The sequence below is a fragment of the Microbacterium sp. Se63.02b genome, from assembly GCF_014171575.1.
In the GTDB taxonomy this organism is placed as follows: domain Bacteria; phylum Actinomycetota; class Actinomycetes; order Actinomycetales; family Microbacteriaceae; genus Microbacterium.
The window spans coordinates 977,566-996,012 of sequence record NZ_CP050453.1 but is presented as its reverse complement, the minus strand read 5'-3'; the positions used below and the strand labels follow the sequence as shown (position 1 = coordinate 996,012).

Genomic DNA, 18,447 nt, shown 5'->3' with positions numbered 1-18,447 from the left:
GCCTCCTTTCGGACGATGACGAGGGACATCACTGCACCCTCACTCTCGGGTCGATGAAGCTGTAGGAGACATCGACCGCCAGGTTGATCAGCGCGTACGCGATCGCGATGAAGATGATGAATCCCTGGAGCACCGGGAAGTCCCTCGTGAAGATCGCCCTCGCGAGGAACGAGCCGATACCGGGGAAGGCGAACACCGTCTCGGTGAGCACCGCCCCGGAGATCAACAGTCCCGTCTGCAGACCGATCGTCGTGATGACCGGGAGCATCGCGTTGCGCAGGATGAAGCGGTTGCGCAACGTGGGCGCACCGACGCCCTTCGCCCGCCCGGTGCGCACGTAGTCCGCGTTCTGCACCTCGAGGACGCTGGCCCTCGTGATGCGGACGATGATGGCGAGGGGGATGGTGCCGAGCGCGAGCGCGGGCAGGACCAGGTGCAGGATCGCATCCCATGCGGCGTCGAACTCGCCGGTGATGATGCCGTCCCACACGTAGAAACCGGTGGGATGGGTCGCGTCTATCCGCGGGTCTTGGCGGCCGTCCGACGGCAGCCATCCCAGTTGCACGGCGAAGACGTACTTGAGGATGAACGCGAGGAAGAACACCGGGATCGTGATGCCGATGAGGCTCAGCACGACCGACGCGTGGTCGGTGAACTTCCCGTGCCGGCGGGCGGCCCAGTATCCCAGGGGGATGCCGACGCCGACCGCGAAGATGAGCGCCATCACGCTGAGCTCCAGCGTCGCGGGGAAGCGCCGCATGAACTCCTCCACCACGGGTCGGTTCGTCTGGATCGACGTTCCGAAATCGCCCTGCAGCAGGCGACCGATCCAGGTGAAGTACTGCTGGATGAGGGGTTCGTCGAAGCCGTAGAGCTCGTTGACCCTGGCGATGGCCTCCGGTGTGGCCTTCTCGCCGAGAAGGGCGACCGCGGGGCCGCCGGGAAGGGCCCTGACCCAGGCGAACAGCAGGATGCTGAGCCCGAACAGGGTGGGGATGAGGAACAGCAGTCGCCTGCCGATGGTGCGCAGCACGAAGATCTCCGTCGATCAGAAGGTACGCCGTTCCCCGGTCCCGCCGCGAAGGAGGAACCGGGGAACGACGATCACATGGTCGGGCCTACTTGGTGAGGACGATGTCCGTGAAGACCTCGTCGTTCACCGGGCTGGCCGGGTAGCTCTTCACGCGCGGGTCGAACGCCAGCGTCGGCGCCGGGTGCGCGAGCGGGACGCCGGGGATGAACTCGGCGACCATCTCGTTGATCTCCTCGTACAGCGGCGTCTGGTCGTCGAGGTTGGAGACGCCGCGCGCCTCCGTGAGCTTCTGGAACAGCTCCGGGTTGTCGAAACCCCATTCGGAGCTCTTCTGCCCGAAGAAGACGCCGACGAAGTTGTCGGTGTCGTTGTAGTCGCCGGTCCAGCCGAGCAGGTGGATGCCGTGATCCGCCGTGCCGGTGGTGCGGTCGAGGTACTCGACCCACTCCTCCGAGACCGGGGTGGTCTCGACGCCGACCTCGGTCAGCTGCGACGAGAGGACGGTGTAGATCTGCTCGGGGTCCGGCATGTACGGCCGCGAGACGTTCACCGGGTAGTTGAAGGTGAGCTTCAGCGGGTTCGCCTCGTCGTAGCCGGCTTCGGCGAGCAGCGCCTTGGCCTTCGCGGGGTCGTAGTCGTAGGTCGTGACATCCGGGTTGTAGCCGTTGACGACCTCCGGCACGAACTGCGTGGCCTTCTGGGTGCCTTCGGGCAGGACCTGGCTGATCAACGCATCCTTGTCGATGGCGTACGACAGCGCCTCGCGCACCTTCGGATCCTGCAACTCGGGCACGGCCTGGTTGAAGGCGAGGTAGAGGATCGTGAACGGCGGACGCGACACCATCGTGAAGCCGTCGTCGCCCAGAGCCTTGGTGTCGGCGGGGCCGACGAGGTCGTAGCCGTCGATCGAGCCGGACTCCAGCGCCTGGCGGCGAGCGGTCGGGTCGTCGATCGTGCGGAAGATGATCTCGTCGATCTGGCCGGCCTCACCCCAGTAGTCGCCGTAGGCCTTGAGCGTGACCTGCTCGCCCGGCGCCCACTCGTCGAACTGGTACGGGCCCGTGCCGACGGGGTGGCCCATCGCGTACTCGGACAACTGCGGAGCCTCGGCCGAGCCGCTGACGTCGTCGGCGCCGAACTCCTGCATCGCGGACGGGCTCTGCATCGCGAACGCCGGGAGCGACAGCGACGGGATGAAGCCGGCGAACGGCTTGTTCAGCTCGATCGTGACCGAGTAGTCGCCGTCAGGGGTGCAGGACTTGTAGACGGCGTCGGCTGCGTTCGACGCGTATCCCTTGAAGAGCTTGTTGTAGTAGTAGCCGAACGCCTCGGACGCGGCCAGCCCGGTCCAGTTGTACCAGCGGTCGAAGTTCGCGCAGACGGCCTCGGCGTTGAAGGGCGTCCCGTCCTGGAAGGTCACGTCCTCCTTGAGGGTGAACGTGTGCGACATGCCGTCTTCGGACGACTCCCACTTCTCGGCGAGGAGCGGGGCCGGATCCGCGGTGCCCGGCTCGGTGCCGACCAGGCCCTCGAAGACCTGTCGCGAGACGCGGAAGCTCTCGCCGTCCTGCGCGAACGCGGGGTCGAGGCTCGCCGGGTCCGATGACGCGGCGAAGACGAACGTCCCGTCGACGTCGCCCGAGCCTTCCGAGCCTTCGTCCCCTCGCTCGCTCGCGACGCACCCTGCGAGGGCGATCGCCGCGATCGTGGCTCCGGTTACGGCGATGAGTCCTCGCCGACGCTTGACTGATTGGTGCATTGTGTGACCTTCCCTGTCGGGCGCTTCCTTGCGCGTCCCGCGGCGTCTTCGCCTCGGTGACGGTGATGAGTCGACGGTACCCAGCAGATCCGCAGATACCAAACGGAACCAGGTTGCGATCCGGTATCGGCGCGACCGGGGCCGATCCGGTAGTGTCCAGATCGTGCCCGTCTCCTCCCCGCTCGCCGTCTGCTTCGGCGAGGGCATGGTCGCCCTCGTCGCCGCTTCCGCCGGACCGCTGGAGGACTGTCGGACCTTCCACCGATCCCTGGCCGGAGCCGAGTGGAACACCGCGATCGCGCTGGCGTCCGCCGGTATCCGCACCTCGGTGCTGTCCCGCGTCGGCGACGACGGCTTCGGACGCTTCCTGACCGCCGAACTGCGCGCGCACGGTGTCGACGACTCCGCGGTGGAGATCGATCACGATGCACCCACCGGGCTCTACGTCAAGGAGCTCTCCGCGCGCACGGACGGTGCCGTCGACGGGACGATGCACTACTACCGCTCAGGGTCGGCGGCGTCGGCTCTGTCGCCGCAGACGCTCAGGGGGCCGGTGGCATCCGCGCTCCTCGCGGAGGCGTCGCTCGTGCACACCTCGGGGATCACTCCCGCCCTCTCCACCTCGACCCTCGCCGCTCAAGAGGCGCTGTTCGCCGAAGAGCGCCACGACCGACTGCTCAGCTTCGACCTGAACTGGCGCCCGGCGCTCTGGCGGGGCCGCGAGGCGGAGGGCAGGGAGATCCTGTCCGACTTCGCCGGTCGCGCAGACGTCGTCTTCTGCACGCGCCCTGACGCCGAGGCGGTGTTCGGCACCAGCGCCCCGCAGGAACTGCGCGCACGTTTCCCGCACCCCCGGTATCTGCTGGTCACCGACTCCCGAGGCGCCGTCGCCTTCGACGGAGCGGAGACAGCCGAGAGCGACGCGCTCGATGCCCCTGTCGTGGAGACGATCGGGGCCGGCGATGCGTTCGCGGCGGGCTTCCTCGCCGGTGTGCTCACGGGCCTGTCCCTGACGGGCAGTCTCGCCCGCGGGCATCGCATCGCGACCAGAGCCCTGGTTAGCACCCGCGACCACGTCGACTGATCCTCCGGGAGGCCGGCGGTCAGGTGCGCCGCCGTGTCGGAACCGCGTCGTGTGTGCGCTGCAACGACACGGCGACGGGCTCGCCCCTGTGCTGCACGACCCGCACGAAGAGCACGTCGACGAGGGCGAGCTGAGCGATGCGGCTCGACATCGCAGCCATCCGGAACGGCGACTCCTGCGCCTGGGTGAGCAGCACGACATCTGCCGCCAGCGCCAGAGGGAGTCGGCGACGCCGGTGACGGCGACCGCCAACGCTCCCGCGTCGCGCGCGACCTCGAGGGCCCGCAGCGTCTCTGCGGTCTCGCCGCCGTGGGAGAACGCGATCGCCACGTCCTTCGTCGTCCGCAACGAAGCCGTCGTCACCGCGAGATGCGGATCCGGGGAATGCGAGACCGAGCAGCCGATGCGAGACAGCTTCAACAGCAGGTCCTGCGCGGTGAGCGAAGACGCCGCCTGCCCGAACAGATCGATGTGTCGCGCGTCGACGACGGCACGGGCCACACGGTCGAGCGCGACGGGATCGAGAGCGAGGGCGGTCTTCTCGATCGCGTCGATCTCCTGCGCCGCGAGCTTCGCCGCGATCGCCGCAGGCCCGTCCTCGGGATCGATCGCCGTGGTGTCGAGACCGAACCGCGCCTGCTGCGCCTGCGCGAGCGTGATCGCGCGGGCGACCGCGACACGGAGCTCGCGATAGCCGCTGTATCCCAGCGACTGGGCGTAGCGGGCGACGGTCGACAGCGACGTGCGGCACAGCTGGGCGAGGTCGTTGATCGCGAGGTCGACGACGAGCGTCGGATCGCCGAGGATCGTCTCGGCGACGCGCGCCTCGGCAGCGCTCACCTTCGGCAGGGAGCGTCGCACCCGAGCGAGAACGTCATCGTCCATGGGGGTCCTGTCTCAGCCGGCGCTGGTCATCCTCTGCTGCACGGCGAAGCGCCCCAGGAGTGCGTCACGCGCCGTCTGCGCACCGAGCCTACTGGCTGCGGCGACCTCGATCGTCGGCAGCGGCAGGGCCGTCCGCGTCGGGAGACCGACGTTGACCACCACGGCTCGCGGATCGCGGGCGGCTGTCCGCTCGACCAGGGGCGCTGCGCGGCATCCGTGTCTGGCCGATCGATCAGCACGACCGTGGTGCCGGAGGCCGCGGCGACCTCGTCCACCACGCGGTCCTGCTCGGCGACGGAGGCGGAGGCCACGTCGAGCCGCACCCGCAGACCGCCGTCGGCCAGCGCGTTCGCCACGTACGAACCCGCACTGTCGACGGCGAGGGTGGAGCGCCGGCGCGCATCGATGACGGCGAGTTCGGTGGCCGTCTCGAGGGTGGAGCCGGAGAGGGTCACCGTTCGGCGCACGATCTCGGCGGCGTCGAAGTCGTCGGGGGCGTCGAGGCGGTGCTCTGCGGCTGCGCGGAGCTTGGCGGCCAGGGCTGCGACCCGGGCGGCTGCCTCTTCCACACGTGCCCTCGGCAGCGAGCCGTCACGCAGAGCGGCAACGATCCCGTCTCTCGTGGCGTGGAAATCGCGCTCGTCCTGATCGGACGACGCGGCGTCGCCCGGATTGGTCGGGTTGCCGATGCACAGGAGGTCGGCACCGGCGGCCAGGGCTGCGGCCGCTCCCCGCCGAGCCCCACGGTCTCCCTGATGGCAGCCATGTCGAGGGCATCGGTGATGATCACGCCGTCGAAGCCCCAGTCGCGCAGCATCCCGAGCACGCGCGGGTTGAGAGTTGCGGGCTGCGGGCCCCAGGCGGGCACCACGATGTGCGCGGTCATCACGGCATCCACGCCGGCGTCGACCGCCGCACGGAACGGCTCGAGGTGCACACGCTCGAACTCCTCGAGATCGAGCGTGATCTCGGGAAGGGCGTGATGCGAGTCCATGTGGGTGTCACCATGGCCGGGGAAGTGCTTGACGCACGCGGCGACCCCTGCATCCTGGATGCCGTCGATCGTCGCGATCACATGCCGGGAGACGAGGGCTTCGTCGTCGCCGAACGCCCGCACGCCGATCACCGGGTTGCGCGGGTCGGTGTTGACGTCGGCGACGGGTCCGAGCACCACGTTGGCGCCGACCGCACGCACGCGTCTGGCGAGTTCGGCGCCGGTGCGCTCCGTCGCGGCCAGGTCGTCGAGGAGCCCCAGTTGCGCGGCCCCAGGCACCGTCGACCCCGTAGCGGATTCGAGCCGGGTGACGCTGCCGCCCTCCTCGTCGATCCCGATCAGCGCATCGGGGTTCGCGGCGAGGATCTCGGCGCTGAGGGCGGGAAGACCATCGCCGACGTTCTGTCCGAAGTAGACGACGCCGGCCAGGCCGTCGCGCAGTTCGTCACGCAGCCACTGCGGCGCCTCCGCGCCGAGGAAGCCCGGCCACAGGACGCCGTTCGCGAGGCGCTCGAGGTCGTCGGTCATCCCTTCACGGCTCCCGCGACCATGCCGGAGGCCAGCTTGCGCTGCACCAGCACGAAGAAGATCATGACCGGGACGGTGATGATGGTCGACGCGGCCATGATGCTGCCCCAGTCGTTGGAGTGCAGGCCGAAGAACGACTTCAGACCGATCGAGACCGTGTACTGGTCGGTCTGCGCGCCGAGGATCGTCATCGCGAAGATGAACTCGTTCCACGCGGTGATGAAGCTGAAGATGCTGGTCGCGACGAGGCCGGGCATGACCAGGGGCAGCAGCACCGAGCGGAACATCCGCCACCAGCTCGCACCGTCGATGTAGGCGGCCTCTTCGAGTTCGACCGGGACCGCCGCGACGAACCCGCGCAGCATCCAGATGCCGAACGCGAGCGACAGCGCCACATAGACCACCATGAGGCCGAGGATGCTGTTGAGCAGGCCGAGGCTCTTGACCTGGAGGAAGAGCGGGATCACCAGCGCCTCGAGCGGCACCATCTGCACGATCAGGATCATCATCAGGATCATGGTGCGGAACTTGAAGCGGAACCGCGCGACGGCGACGGCCGCGAGCAGGCAGACGAGCGCGCTCACGAGCACCGTGACGAGCGCCACGATGGCCGAGTTGCGCAGGTAGGTGCCGAATCCGCCGTCGGTGAGGACGAAGGCGAAGTTGTCCCACGTGAACTCCTGCGGGAGCAGCGACTGGCCGCCGCTGGAGGCCTTGCCGTCGAACGCGCTGGAGACCATCCAGTAGACGGGGAACAGGGTGAAGATCAGGACCGCGGCGACGCCGATGCCGAGTCCGATGCGGGAACGGAGCCGAGGGCGCGGGTTCACAGCTCGTCCTCCTTCATGAGGGAGCGGATGTAGACGATCGTGATGCCGATCAGCACGAGAGTGAGCAGGACGGCGAGCGCGGCGCCGAAGCCGTAGCGGTTCTGCCCGAAGGACTCCACGTACGACCAGACGCCGAGGTTCAGGACCTGACGGTTTCCGCCGCCGCCGCCCGGCATGAGGTACACCTGCGCGAAGACCTTGAAGTCCCAGATGGTCGACAGGATGATGACCACCGAGAAGACGGGCTTGAGCGTGGGGAAGATGATCTTCCAGAAGCGACGCCAGGCGCCGGCGCCGTCGAGGGCCGCCGCCTCGAGCATCTCCTTGGAGACGCCGAGGAGACCCGCGAGCACCGTGATCGCCACGAACGGGAACCCGTGGTGGACGACGTTCAGCAGGACGATGGCGTAGAAGGACCACTGGTTGGTGAACCAGTTGACCGGGTCGTCCATGAGGCCGAGGTCACGCAGCACGGTGTTGAAGATGCCGCGGTCGGCGTCGAAGATGAAGGTCCAGACGTAGGTGCCGGTCACGGCGGGCATCGCCCAGGCGACCATGATGCAGCTGGACACGATGACGCGCCAGGTGGTCCCAAGGCGCGCCAGCAGCAGGGCGACGAGCGTGCCGAGTGCGACGGTCGTGAACACCGCCACGGCGGCGAAACCGACCGTGTTGGGCAGCACCACCGTCCAGAGAGTCGGGTTGGTGAGCGCCTCGACGTAGTTGTCGAGACCGATCCAGTTGTTCTCCCCGGTGTTGATCTCGCGCAGACCGTAGTCCTGCAGCGAATAGATGAACACCTGGACGAGCGGCCAGAGCATGAGCACCGCGAGGATGGCCAGCCCGGGCGCGAGAAGGAGCCAGGGGCGGGCCGCGACGGCCGAGAGACCGCGTCGCTTCCGGCCGCCGGCCACGGAGGCGGAGGGGGACTCCGCCTTCGTGGCCGGCAGTGGCGCTTGCACCATCGACATGGAAGGAGTGCTTCCTTACTTCTGGTTGAGCAGGTCCGTCATCTCGGCGGAGGCGTCCTTCGTCGCGGTCGCGACGTCCTTCTGCCCGCTGAGGATGGCCTGGATCATGGAGTTGGTCGTCTTCTTCGCCTGGACGGCGCCGAAGTTCGGGGTGACCGGGACGGATGCGCCGCCGTCGACCATCTGCTCGGCGAACGGTGCGACGAGCGGGTCGGTCGAGGCCAGCGCCTCTTCCATCGCGGACTGGACGCCCGGGAAGTACCCGGTCTCGTTCGACCACTGCTCGGCGAACTCGCCGGTGGTCATGAGCTGGACGAACTTCCACGCCAGGTCGGCGTTCTTGGTCGTGTTGAAGACCGAGAGGTGCGATCCGCCGAGCACCGACGGAGCGATGCCGCCGTCCTGGCCGGGGATGACCGCGGCACCGATCTTGCCCTCGAGGTCGGGGTTCGCCTCGATGAGCGACTTCGGCGTCCACGAGCCCGAGAGCATCATGGCGACGTTGCCCTGCGTGAACGCGTCACGGAGGTCGGTCTCCTTCCAGGTGGTGGCACCTGCGGAGGAGAAGCCGTGCTCGGTCGCGAGTCCGGTGTAGAACTCGATGCCGGCCTGCGACTCTGCGCTGTCGAGCTCGCTCGTCCAGGTGTCGCCGTCCTTCGTGGCGATCTCGCCGCCGGCGCCCCAGACCCAGGGGTAGACCTGGAACTCGGCGTCGCCCGGAACCGGGAACGGCAGCATGTCGGGCTTGGCGGCCTTGATCGCGTCACCCGCAGCGACGATGTCGTCCCACGTCTTCGGAGCATCGAGCCCGAGCTCCTCGAACACGTCGGCACGGTAGACGAGCGAACGCACGCCGGCGTACCACGGCATGCCGTAGAGCTCGTCCTCGTACGTGCCGGCGACCTCGAGACCCTCGACGAGGTCGTCACGCAGGCCGTCTTCCGCGTCGACGTACTCGTCGAGCGGGAGGAGCGCGCCGGCGTCGGCGAACTCGGCGGTCCAGGTGGTGCCGGTCTCGGCGACGTCGGGCGTGGTGCCGCCGGCGATGGAGGTCACGAAGCGGTCGTGGGCGTCGGCCCACTGGATCTCCTCGATGGTGACCGTCGCGCCGGTCTCCTTTTCGAAGGCCTCGGACACCTTGTCGTAGAACGCGGTCGCGTCCGGGTTGGTGCCCTTCATGATCCAGACGGTGAGCTCCTGGCCCTCGCCATCGGCAGAGCCGTTGTCGCTGCCGCCGGCGCAGCCGGCGAGGGCGAGCGTGGCCACGGCGCCGAGCGCCACGGCCGGAAGAATGCGCTTGTGCATTGCGGGGATCTCCTCTTTGAAAGTCCTGGCGGGTATCGGGTACTCACCGGGGGTTAGGAAAAAGTATCCACGACTAACTAATTACCTGCAAGTTCCTCCCACAATCGTCATATCCCCGTAACATCAGGCCTCGCGGCCTTCTCCCAGGAAGTCCCCAGGCTCCCGCTCCCCGCCGTCGAGCAGCCCCGCCGGTAGGCTCGCGACATGCTCCGCCGCGACGACGAAGCCGACCGCCCGACGGTCGCACGCCATGCGACCCTGCCGACCCCCAGCGCCCTCTCGACGGTGCTCAAGTTCCTCGGGATCGCCGTCGGCGTCGTCGTGGTCTCCGCCGTCGCCGTCGCGGCCTTCCTGGTGATCGACGTGTTCAACCGGGTCGGGGACGGTGCGGTCGCCCTGGAAGGCGCCCCCGAGGTCGACCCGCCGACGCTCGGGTCCTACCCCGCAGATCAAGCGTTCAACCTCCTCATCATCGGCACGGACGAATGCGGGGCGAAAGCAACGGCGCTGTTCGCCGAGCGGTGCTCGGAAGCCGACGGTCTGAGCCGCAACGACGTCAACCTGCTCGTGCACGTGTCGGCGGAGCCCCGCAACGTCACGGTCATCTCGCTCCCCCGCGACCTCGGCGTCGAGGTCCCCGAGTGCACGCGCCCCGACGGGTCGGTGGCCTCGTCGATGTGGAAGGCGTCGATGAACTCGATCTTCGAGCACGCCGGTCTCTCCTGCGTGGCGAAGACGGTGAGCGAGATGGGCGACATCCCGATCGAGTACGCCGCGAAGATCAGCTTCGACGGGGTCATGGAGGTCACCGACGCGATCGGCGGCGTCGAGGTGTGCATCGCGGGCGAAGGCATCCGCGACCGGCACACCGGCATCGACTGGCCTGCGGGGATGCGCACGGTGTCCGGCGTGGAAGCCCTGCAGTTCATCCGCACCCGGCACGGCGTCGGCGACGAGAGCGACCTCGCCCGCATCTCGAACCAGCAGCAGTACATGTCCCGGTTGGCGAAGAAGGTGCTCAGCGAAGAGACGCTGACCGACGTTCCGAAGGTGCTGCGGCTCGCCGACGCGATCGCGGAGAACATCGACCCGAGCGACGAGCTGAGCAACCCCGTGCGTCTCGCTCAGCTCGCACTCGCGCTCAAGGATGTGCGATTCGGCGACTTCGTGTTCGTGCAGTACCCGAACGTGACCGACCCCGACGACGACGACAAGGTGGTGCCGAACGAAGCCGCCGCCGAGCAGCTGTGGGCCGCCGTGAAGTCGGGTCAGCCGCTGCAGCTCACGGGGGACGTCGCCACTCATCGCGGAGTCACCCTCGTCACGCCCGCACCGGGCGACGGCACCACTGCGGAGCCGACGCCCGGCACGGAGACGGCGGCCCCCGAGGTCAGGACCACACTGCCGCCGGACATCTCCGGACAGTCCCTCGAGCAGGAGACCTGCGCGAACGGCCGGCTGAACTGAGCCGCGTCCTCACGGCGTAGGCTCGGGCCATGGGCCGCACGCGAACGCGAGACACAGAGCATCCGCAGGCTCGGCTCGATCACGGCGGCATCGCGCGTGTCGTGCCGTCGGAGTTCACGAGCGGCTTCGAGCTCATCGTCGACGACACCCCGCAGTCGCACGTCGACCTCGACGATCCGACGCACCTCCACTTCGAGTACATCGTCCGTATGGGCGCGGTGATCGACCAGCTCCCCGATGGCCCCCTCACCGCGGTGCATCTGGGGGCAGGTGCGCTGACCATCCCCCGCTACATCGACGCCACGCGACCGGGCTCCCGGCAACAGGTGATCGAGCTCGAGGCCCCGCTCGCGCAGCTGGTCAGGGAGCACCTCCCCTCCCGAAGGGGGCAGCCATCCGCATCAGGATCGGCGACGCCCGCGAGGGAGTGCGCAGGCTCCCCGGCGCCCTGCGTGCGAACTGCGACCTCGTCGTCTCGGATGTCTACTCCGGCGCGCAGACACCGGCGCATCTCACGAGCGTGGAGTTCTATCGTGAACTCGCCGAGCTGCTCGCCCCGCGCGGGGTGCTCCTCGTCAACGTCGCCGACGGCCCCGGCCTCGCGTTCGCCCGGCGTCAGGCGGCGACCATCGCGGCCGTGCTGCCCGAGATCGCCGTCCTGGCCGACACCCAGGTGCTCAAGGGGCGCCGGTTCGGAAACCTCGTGATCGCCGCATCCGCCTCTCCCCTCCCGACCGAGTGGCTGCCGCGCATGCTTGCGGCCGGCCCGCACCCCGCGAAGATCGCACAGGGCGCCGAGGTCTCCACCTTCGTCGAGGGAGCGAGGGTCGTCACGGACGCGGATGCCGTGGCCTCGCCACGCCCCGACGCCTCGCTGTTCCTGCGCTGATCGCCCCTACGACCGGAACGCGGACCCGGACGTGGCCGACGCGGAGCGCCGCGCGGCGTGTCGCGGACAGGATGCGCAGAGCAGGGCGCGCCGCCCCGACGACCGCGCACCGGGAAGGCACACTGGACGGGGACGCTGCGGAAGGAGAGCAATGAGTTTCATCCGGGGATACGACCAGGAGACCCTCCGCGAGGTGGTCGATCTCGACGAGTGCGCGACCCGTCTCGCGGAGATCGAATCGCAGCGCAGCCTGCCCGCCCTGCTGGAGCGCGTCTGGCTGCTCAAGGTGCTCGGCCGTCTCGATGAGGCCCTCGCACTGGCCGACGAAGCCGTGCGCCAGGCCCGCATGGCCGGAACCCGCAAGGACGTGCTGCGCGCCCGGGTCCTGCACGCGACGATCCTGCAGTATCGGGGCGCTCATGCCGCCGCCGAGCAGGAGTTGGCGACGTGCGCGACCGAGGCCGAAGGGCAGCGATGGCTGTCGATCGCCGCCTTCGCCTACCAGCATCACGGCAAGAACGCCTACGACGCCGGTGACTACGAGACCGCGCGGGAGAGCTTCAAGCTCTCGCTGTTCCTGCGGCGGGAATCCGGGGCAGAGGACAGCGAGCTCGAGACCGCGCTGCTCGCGATCGAAGCGGCCGAACGACGCCGTCCGTCGCAACTCGTCGCCGGATGAGCTCCTGCGACCGCGATGTCGGTCGTATGGCTTAGCCTGAGCGCATGGCGGAACTCGACCGTGTGCGCGTCTGGGGCGAAGCACTCATCACGTTGCATCTCGACGACAGCTGGACCTTCGGCTTCGACAATGCCAAGCGGCGTGCGGGGCAGTGCGACTACACGAAGAAGCGCATCACGGTGTCGCGCTATCTGGCGGCGCGGTTCGAGGACGACGACATCCATCAGGTCCTGCTGCACGAGGTCGCCCACGCTCTCGCCGGCCACGCCGCCGCGCACGGGCCGACCTGGAAACGCCTGGCGCGCGAACTCGGCTACGTGGGTGGCACGACGCATCACGGTGAGACCGCCGTCGAACTCGCCCCGTGGGTGGGCAGTTGCCCTGCGGGGCACGTGACCTACCGGCATCGCCGACCGACGCGGCCCACATCGTGCGCACGCTGCTCGCGCACGTACGATGCCAGGCACCTGTTCTCCTGGACGCGTCGCGAGATCTCGACCGACGCGCGGCTCGCGGCCCAGCTGCCGCGCTGATCCGGCCTCAGCGGGCCGGGTTCTCCGTGCTGTCCGGCGCGCCCCCGATCGCGCCGTCCACCGCGTCATCGTGTGCGTCCGCAGTATCGTCGTGGACTTCGGCGATGTCGTCGTGCCCTTGCGCAGCGCTGCGGCGTCGACGCAGCAGGGCCGTGATCGCACGCCAGCCGACGAGGAACACCCCAGCACGATCGTCGCGACGATGATGAACGGCACCTCGGCCGTATCGCCGCTGAGCACGCGGATGAGCATCCCTCCGGCGACCGTGACGACCCACACGACCGCGCCCCACAGGACCGACCAGGGGCGGCGAGGCCTGCCCGGCAGCAGCGCCGCGAGCAGATGCCCCACGACCAGGGCGATCAGGAAGGGCCATGCGGTGAGCAGGAACCCTGCCGGGTTCTCATCGTGCGACGCACGACCGATCGCGGCGAAGACCAGCACGAGCACGATGTCGACGATGACGGCGGGAAGGTACCTCATGCCACGACCCTACGTGCCGACGACGGAACCACAGCCTCCCCCGCGGCAGGCGGCGGAGATCCGCGTCATTCGAGGCGGATGAAAGACCCCTGACGCAGCACCGGGACCACGTCGACGGCATCGAGCACGGCGGCGTCCGTCGTGCTCGTCGGCACCAGACCGGATGCTTCGATGCGAGCTGTCGCCTCGACGCCGACGGCGAGCTCCCGGCCGGAGCCGCTCGCACCGACCATGTGCCGCACCGCGCCGCGAAGGGGCTCGGAACCCCTCGGCGGCGACCGCGGCATCCGGTGCTGTGTGGTCGATGCCCCGATCCGAGAGGGCCAGGATGATCGCACCGGCGCCGAGTTGATCCTCGACCGCGAACCGCAGGGCGCCTGCCGCGTCGGCCTCGCCCGCCGCGATGACCGCGACCGACGTCCGGGCCTGTCGGCGCTCCTGGATCGTCTGCACCGCCCTGGCCACGGCTGACGCATTGCGGATGCCGCCGACGAGCACCGTCGCGTCGGCGGAGACCGCGGAGGCGACGGCCGCGCCGTTCCGCGACCACTCCTCCGCCTCCGCCAGCGCGACCTCGGCTCCGGATGCCACCGCATCGATCACGGTGGAGGAGAACCGCAGCACGTCCACGACGATGACGACGTCACTCGCGGCGAGCCGGGCAAGACCCGCGGTGCCCCAGTCGAGGCGGACCTGATACGTGGACTGATCGAACGGCGACGGCATCCGACCAGCCTAGAGGCGTCAGTCCGCCGCGAGCGCCTCGACCGGAGCGACGCGAGTCGCGAGCCGGGTCGGCGCGGCTGCAGCCACCAGCGTGAGCACTGCCGTCGCCGCGACGATGATCGCGACAGGGAGCCACGGGATCTGCGGCGCCACGAGCCCCGCAGGAACGAAGTCGGGCAGCGTCGGCACCGAGCCGAGCAGCGACTGCGCGGCGATCCAGCCGTACACGACGCCCAGCACCAGACCCGTCAGGGTGGCGGCGACCGTGATGTGCGTGGCCTCGAGCAGGACCATCCGCCGCACCTGCCGGTTGGACAGGCCGATCGACCGCAGCAGGCCGAGTTCACGACGACGCTGCACCACGCCGATCGTGAGCAGGTTGACGAGGCCGACGGCGGCGATCACGGCAGACACCGCGACGAGCACCATCATGATCGCGGCGAAGGCATCCATCGGCGCGAAGAACTCCTCTGGCACGTCGCCCGTGACCTGACTCATCATCAGACGCTTGGCCGATTCGAGCGCCACCGCGAACATCGTCACCAGCGTCACGCCCATCACGACGCCGATCGCCATGCGCGACGAACGCTCCGGGTAGCGCAGCGCGTTCTCGGCCGCGAGGCGGGCCGTCGCGCTCGAGCCGAACATCCGCCCCACCAGCCGCAGGATCGGCGGCATGAAAAGCACCGAGCCGAGAGCCAGACCCGTGAACGAGAGCACGCCCCCGAAGAACGCGACAACGACACCGAGCGGAGTCATCAGGCCGACCAGCACACCCCCGCGAGAAGTGCGGCGCCGGTCGCCAGCAGGACCCAGGCGCCGATGTGCCGACCCGGCTTCCCGGAGACCTCGTCGTGCGTGCGCTCGACCGATCCGCCGAGGGCCTGCAACGGGGTCACCGACAGCACACGCCGCGAACCCGCCCACGCCGCAGCCCAGGTGGTGAGCGCGACACCGAGCGCCGGCAGCACGACGAACGGCTGCGCGAGGGAGAACGAGTCGGGAGCGTTGTCGATGATCTGCGCCCCGAGCTGCACTCCGAGCGTCGCGAGCAGCAGACCGGCGAGGAGCCCGATCGCCGCCCCGAGCACGCCGACGACGAGCCCCTGCCTTCCGACCTGCGCCCGCTGCGAGCGCGCCGTGGCTCCGATGAGGCGCATGAGCGCGATCTGCCTGGTGCGCCCGGCGATGATCGTCGAGAACGTGTTGGCGGTGACGATCGCGGCGACGTACATCGCGACGACGGTCAGCAGCACCGACAGCAGCGCCACGACGAAGGCGAGCGTCTCGCTGTCTCCGATGAAGGGGTCGGCCTGCAGCACCGCGCCGATGTAGGCGGTGATCTCGACCAGGAGGACGCCGAACGCGGCGGACAGGGCGGCCACCAGGATGCTGGCGCCCATGCCGCGGTCACGCAGCCAGGCCAGTCGTGGTCCGGTCGCCCGCGTCTCGGGGACGACCGTCGCGACGGCGGTCATGCCGCGACCTCCGCGGCGAGCATGTATGCGGAGATCTCCTCCGCGGTCTGGGCGGGTGGTCGGCGACGATCCGGCCGTCGCCCAGGTAGAGCACCCGGTCGGCGTGACTCGCGGCGATCGCATCGTGCGTGACCATGGCGATGGACTGCCCGTGCTCCCGGCTCGCGGTGGCGAGAAGGCGCAGCACCTCCGCCCCGTCTTGGAGTCGAGGTTGCCCGTCGGCTCGTCTGCGAACACCAAGTCGGGCGCCGTGGCCAGCGCACGGGCGATCGCCACGCGCTGTTGCTGCCCGCCGGAGAGCTGGTGCGGGCGGTGGCTCAGGCGCGAGCCGAGGCCGAGCGTCTCGACGAGTCCGTCGATGCGGGCCCGCTCGATCGCACTGGGGCGGCGTCCGTCGAGCTCGAACGGGAGCATAATGTTGCCGAGCGCGTCGAGCGTCGGCACGAGGTTGAAGGCCTGGAAGATGAAGCCGACTCGACGGCGGCGCAGGATCGTCAGGTCGATGTCGCCGAGACCCGTGATCTCGGTGTCGCCGATCCAGGCACGCCCTTCCGAGGGGCTGTCGAGCCCGGCCATGATGTGCATGAGGGTGGACTTGCCCGAGCCGGACGGTCCCATGATCGCGGTGAACTGTCCGCGGCGGATGCCCACGCTGACATCGTCGAGCGCATGAACCGTGCCCTCGCCGGAGCCGTAGGTCTTCTTCAGGTGCTGGACGCGGGCGGCGAGGCCCAGGTCGGTGGTCGTGATCTCCATGTCATCGACGCTATTTCGACCACTCCGGGCCGGTCATCGCCCTGCGGACGCATCCCCATACATCGGAAGGATGATCCCATGGGTGACGATTCACCGACCGCACAACGATCCACCGAGGTATCCCCACGACTTCCTCGGCGAAACGTCATCGAGCCGGCGGACCGTCCGGTGGGGGCGCCAACGGATGCCGGTCAGGCCAGACCGTGCTCGAAGGCGAAGACCACGAGCTGCACGCGGTCGCGCAGGGCGAGCTTCGTGAGGATGCGGCTGATGTGCGTCTTCACGGTCGCTTCGCTGAGGTATTCGCGTCCGGCGATCTCGGCGTTCGACAGGCCACGCGCCGCAAGAGCGAAGATCTCCTTCTCGCGGTCGGTGAGTGTGGCGTACTGCGGCGGCACCGGGGTGGGTGCTTCGGTGAAGTGCGCGAACAGGTCACGGGTCGCGGAGGCCGCGATCACGCTCGAACCCGCGTGCACCGTACGGATCGCGGCGAGCAGGAACTCGGGGTCGGCGTCCTTGAGGAGGAAGCCGCTCGCCCCTGTCGGATCGCCCGCGCGGCGGCCTCGTCGAGATCGAACGTGGTGAGCATCACCACGCGCGGGGGCTCCGGACGTGTGAGGATCTCGGCCGTCGCAGTGAGCCCGTCCATGACCGGCATCCGGATGTCCATGAGCACCACGTCGGGCCGCGTCGCGCGGACGATCTCGAGCGCCTCCTGACCGTTGCCCGCCTCGCCGACCACCTCGAGGTCGGGCTGCGAGGCCACGAGCATCCTGATGCCGGCGCGGAACAGGGCCTGGTCGTCGACGAGTACGACGCGGATCATTCGGGGGCTCCGATCGGAAGCGTGGCATGGACGACGAACTGCGCCCCTCGGCGCTCGGCCTGAAGACTACCGCCGACGAGCTGCGCCCGTTCGCGCATCCCGATCACGCCGTGGCCGCCCGCCGTGGTCGTCGCCTCGTGCGGAATGGTGTTCCGCACATCGATGTCGACCCGGTCAGGAGCCACGCGAGGTGCACGTCGACCGCGCCGTCGCCGTGCCGGATCGCGTTCGTGAGCGCCTCCTGGAGGATGCGGTAGACCGCGAGCTGGATCGCGCCCGGTGGTTCTCCCGGCGGCATGGGGTCGACCGTGACCCGGGGCTCGATCCCCGCCTGACGGACCTGCGCGAAGAGCGCCTCCAGGTCGGCGAGTGTCGGCTGCGGGCCGTCGCCCTGTCGGTGGCGGAGCTGGGTGAGGAGCATCCGCACGTCGCTCAGCGCCGCGCGCGCGGTCTGCGCGATGGTGCCGAGCGCTTCGGTCGCCATCTCGGGCTTCGTCGCGGCCGCGTAGCGCGCGCCATCCGCCTGCGCGATGACGACCGCGAGGGAATGTGCGACGACGTCGTGCATGTCGCGCGCGATGCGCACGCGCTCCTGCTCTTCAACGGCGAGGGACTCGGCCTGCAGTTGGGCCGCGCGGGTGCGCCGTGAGCGCAGCACCACCCGCCAGAGCAACCCGCACACCCAGGCGAAGCCGAGTGCCATGACCGAGAGGACCAGCAGGAGCGTGCCCGCCGTGACCTTCTCCCAGCCGCTGCCGGAGCCGAAGGCGACACCGTTGAACACGACCATGTAGAGGGCCGCGACGAGCCCGCCGACCAGCGCCGAACCGAAGCCCCACCAGAGCACCCGTCGGGTGCCCCATGCCGCCGTGGCGTAGAGCACGAGGAGGATCGCGAAGTCGATGGGAAGCGGACCGAACCCGGCGAGCATCTGCAGCACGGCGCCGACCCATGCGGCGGCGAGCGCGAGCCCCGGTGCGAGACGCCCGATAGCGACGCCGCCGAACATCAGCACGCCGGCGATGACCACGATCGCGATGGCCGCGCCGCCGGTGGCGGTGTTCCCGACGGCCGGGCCGTAGAACACCAGCGACATCGGCAGCAGGACGAGGAACAGCAGCGCCGCCCCGACGATGTCGAGGGTCAGCGCCGTGCGGGAGAGCGGGCGGATCACTCCCCACGCTACGCGAGCACCCTGCCGCCGGCATCCGTCGCGGGATG

15 protein-coding genes and 6 pseudogenes are annotated in these 18,447 nt (G+C 69.3%); 5 read left to right on the top strand and 16 right to left on the bottom strand.

The annotated features are described in order from the left end of the window. Positions 1–28 precede the first annotated feature (28 nt). A complete protein-coding gene (locus G4G29_RS04970; protein ID WP_183152027.1) occupies positions 29–1,033 on the bottom strand; it encodes an ABC transporter permease in 1,005 nt (334 codons plus the stop codon). Positions 1,034–1,118: 85 nt separating this feature from the next. Then, complete coding sequence (locus G4G29_RS04965; RefSeq protein ID WP_183152026.1) at positions 1,119–2,792, bottom strand: ABC transporter substrate-binding protein; 1,674 nt, start codon at positions 2,790–2,792, stop codon at positions 1,119–1,121. Positions 2,793–2,955: 163 nt separating this feature from the next. Here G4G29_RS04965 and G4G29_RS04960 point away from each other — a divergent pair, with 163 nt between their 5' ends. Further along, positions 2,956–3,876 carry a sugar kinase gene (locus G4G29_RS04960; RefSeq protein ID WP_183152025.1) on the top strand — a complete coding sequence of 307 codons (921 nt, stop codon included), beginning with the start codon at positions 2,956–2,958 and terminating at the stop codon, positions 3,874–3,876. 19 nt (positions 3,877–3,895) lie between these two features. On the opposite strand, the gene G4G29_RS21305 is transcribed toward G4G29_RS04960, so the two are convergent. The 7 genes and pseudogenes from G4G29_RS21305 to G4G29_RS04935 all read right to left on the bottom strand — a co-directional run bounded on the left by G4G29_RS21305 (position 3,896) and on the right by G4G29_RS04935 (position 9,389). Next, entirely contained in the window at positions 3,896–4,072 is a 177-nt protein-coding gene (locus G4G29_RS21305) for a hypothetical protein (RefSeq protein ID WP_244632406.1), read from the bottom strand. Between the two features lie 83 nt (positions 4,073–4,155). Beyond that, positions 4,156–4,761 (bottom strand): annotated as a pseudogene (locus G4G29_RS04955) (MurR/RpiR family transcriptional regulator); the annotation flags it as partial. A gap of 26 nt (positions 4,762–4,787) precedes the next feature. Beyond that, positions 4,788–5,216, bottom strand: coding sequence for a hypothetical protein (locus G4G29_RS21300; RefSeq protein WP_244632405.1), 429 nt, complete (start codon positions 5,214–5,216; stop codon positions 4,788–4,790). Then, complete coding sequence (locus G4G29_RS04950; protein WP_244632404.1) at positions 5,213–6,283, bottom strand: glycoside hydrolase family 3 N-terminal domain-containing protein; 1,071 nt, start codon at positions 6,281–6,283, stop codon at positions 5,213–5,215. Before G4G29_RS04950 ends, G4G29_RS21300 begins: the two co-directional genes overlap by 4 nt. Continuing rightward, complete coding sequence (locus G4G29_RS04945; RefSeq protein ID WP_183152024.1) at positions 6,280–7,113, bottom strand: carbohydrate ABC transporter permease; 834 nt, start codon at positions 7,111–7,113, stop codon at positions 6,280–6,282. Before G4G29_RS04945 ends, G4G29_RS04950 begins: the two co-directional genes overlap by 4 nt. Continuing rightward, complete coding sequence (locus G4G29_RS04940; protein ID WP_183152023.1) at positions 7,110–8,084, bottom strand: sugar ABC transporter permease; 975 nt, start codon at positions 8,082–8,084, stop codon at positions 7,110–7,112. The genes G4G29_RS04945 and G4G29_RS04940 overlap by 4 nt, the downstream gene beginning before the upstream one ends. 15 nt (positions 8,085–8,099) lie before the next feature. Continuing rightward, the gene (locus G4G29_RS04935) at positions 8,100–9,389 is read right to left on the bottom strand and encodes a sugar ABC transporter substrate-binding protein (protein ID WP_183152022.1); all 1,290 of its coding nucleotides are present in this window, start codon (positions 9,387–9,389) and stop codon (positions 8,100–8,102) included. Positions 9,390–9,593: 204 nt separating this feature from the next. On the opposite strand from G4G29_RS04935, the gene G4G29_RS04930 reads away from it, so the two are divergent. The 4 genes and pseudogenes from G4G29_RS04930 to G4G29_RS04915 all read left to right on the top strand — a co-directional run bounded on the left by G4G29_RS04930 (position 9,594) and on the right by G4G29_RS04915 (position 12,957). Then, complete coding sequence (locus tag G4G29_RS04930; protein WP_183152021.1) at positions 9,594–10,856, top strand: LCP family protein; 1,263 nt, start codon at positions 9,594–9,596, stop codon at positions 10,854–10,856. A 29-nt stretch (positions 10,857–10,885) separates the two neighbouring features. Then, positions 10,886–11,745, top strand: a pseudogene (locus tag G4G29_RS04925) (fused MFS/spermidine synthase). A gap of 151 nt (positions 11,746–11,896) precedes the next feature. Continuing rightward, positions 11,897–12,424, top strand: a complete 528-nt coding sequence (locus G4G29_RS04920; protein ID WP_183152020.1) for a hypothetical protein — start codon at positions 11,897–11,899, stop codon at positions 12,422–12,424. 44 nt (positions 12,425–12,468) lie between these two features. Next, a complete protein-coding gene (locus G4G29_RS04915; RefSeq protein ID WP_183152019.1) occupies positions 12,469–12,957 on the top strand; it encodes a SprT-like domain-containing protein in 489 nt (162 codons plus the stop codon). Positions 12,958–12,964: 7 nt separating this feature from the next. Here G4G29_RS04915 and G4G29_RS21295 read toward each other — a convergent pair whose 3' ends face one another. From G4G29_RS21295 to G4G29_RS04885, 7 genes and pseudogenes are all read right to left on the bottom strand, one after another. Continuing rightward, entirely contained in the window at positions 12,965–13,138 is a 174-nt protein-coding gene (locus G4G29_RS21295) for a hypothetical protein (RefSeq protein ID WP_244632403.1), read from the bottom strand. 59 nt (positions 13,139–13,197) lie between these two features. Further along, a pseudogene (locus G4G29_RS04910) lies at positions 13,198–13,440 on the bottom strand (DUF3054 domain-containing protein); the annotation flags it as partial. 9 nt (positions 13,441–13,449) lie between these two features. Further along, positions 13,450–14,166 carry a 2-phosphosulfolactate phosphatase gene (locus G4G29_RS04905; protein WP_244632402.1) on the bottom strand — a complete coding sequence of 239 codons (717 nt, stop codon included), beginning with the start codon at positions 14,164–14,166 and terminating at the stop codon, positions 13,450–13,452. 18 nt (positions 14,167–14,184) lie between these two features. Beyond that, positions 14,185–15,644: pseudogene (locus G4G29_RS04900) on the bottom strand (ABC transporter permease). Then, positions 15,641–16,400 (bottom strand): annotated as a pseudogene (locus tag G4G29_RS04895) (ABC transporter ATP-binding protein). The pseudogenes G4G29_RS04900 and G4G29_RS04895 overlap by 4 nt, the downstream one beginning before the upstream one ends. A gap of 191 nt (positions 16,401–16,591) precedes the next feature. Then, positions 16,592–17,226: pseudogene (locus G4G29_RS04890) on the bottom strand (response regulator transcription factor). 103 nt (positions 17,227–17,329) lie between these two features. Next, complete coding sequence (locus tag G4G29_RS04885; RefSeq protein WP_244632401.1) at positions 17,330–18,400, bottom strand: histidine kinase; 1,071 nt, start codon at positions 18,398–18,400, stop codon at positions 17,330–17,332. Between the last annotated feature and the right edge of the window lie 47 nt (positions 18,401–18,447).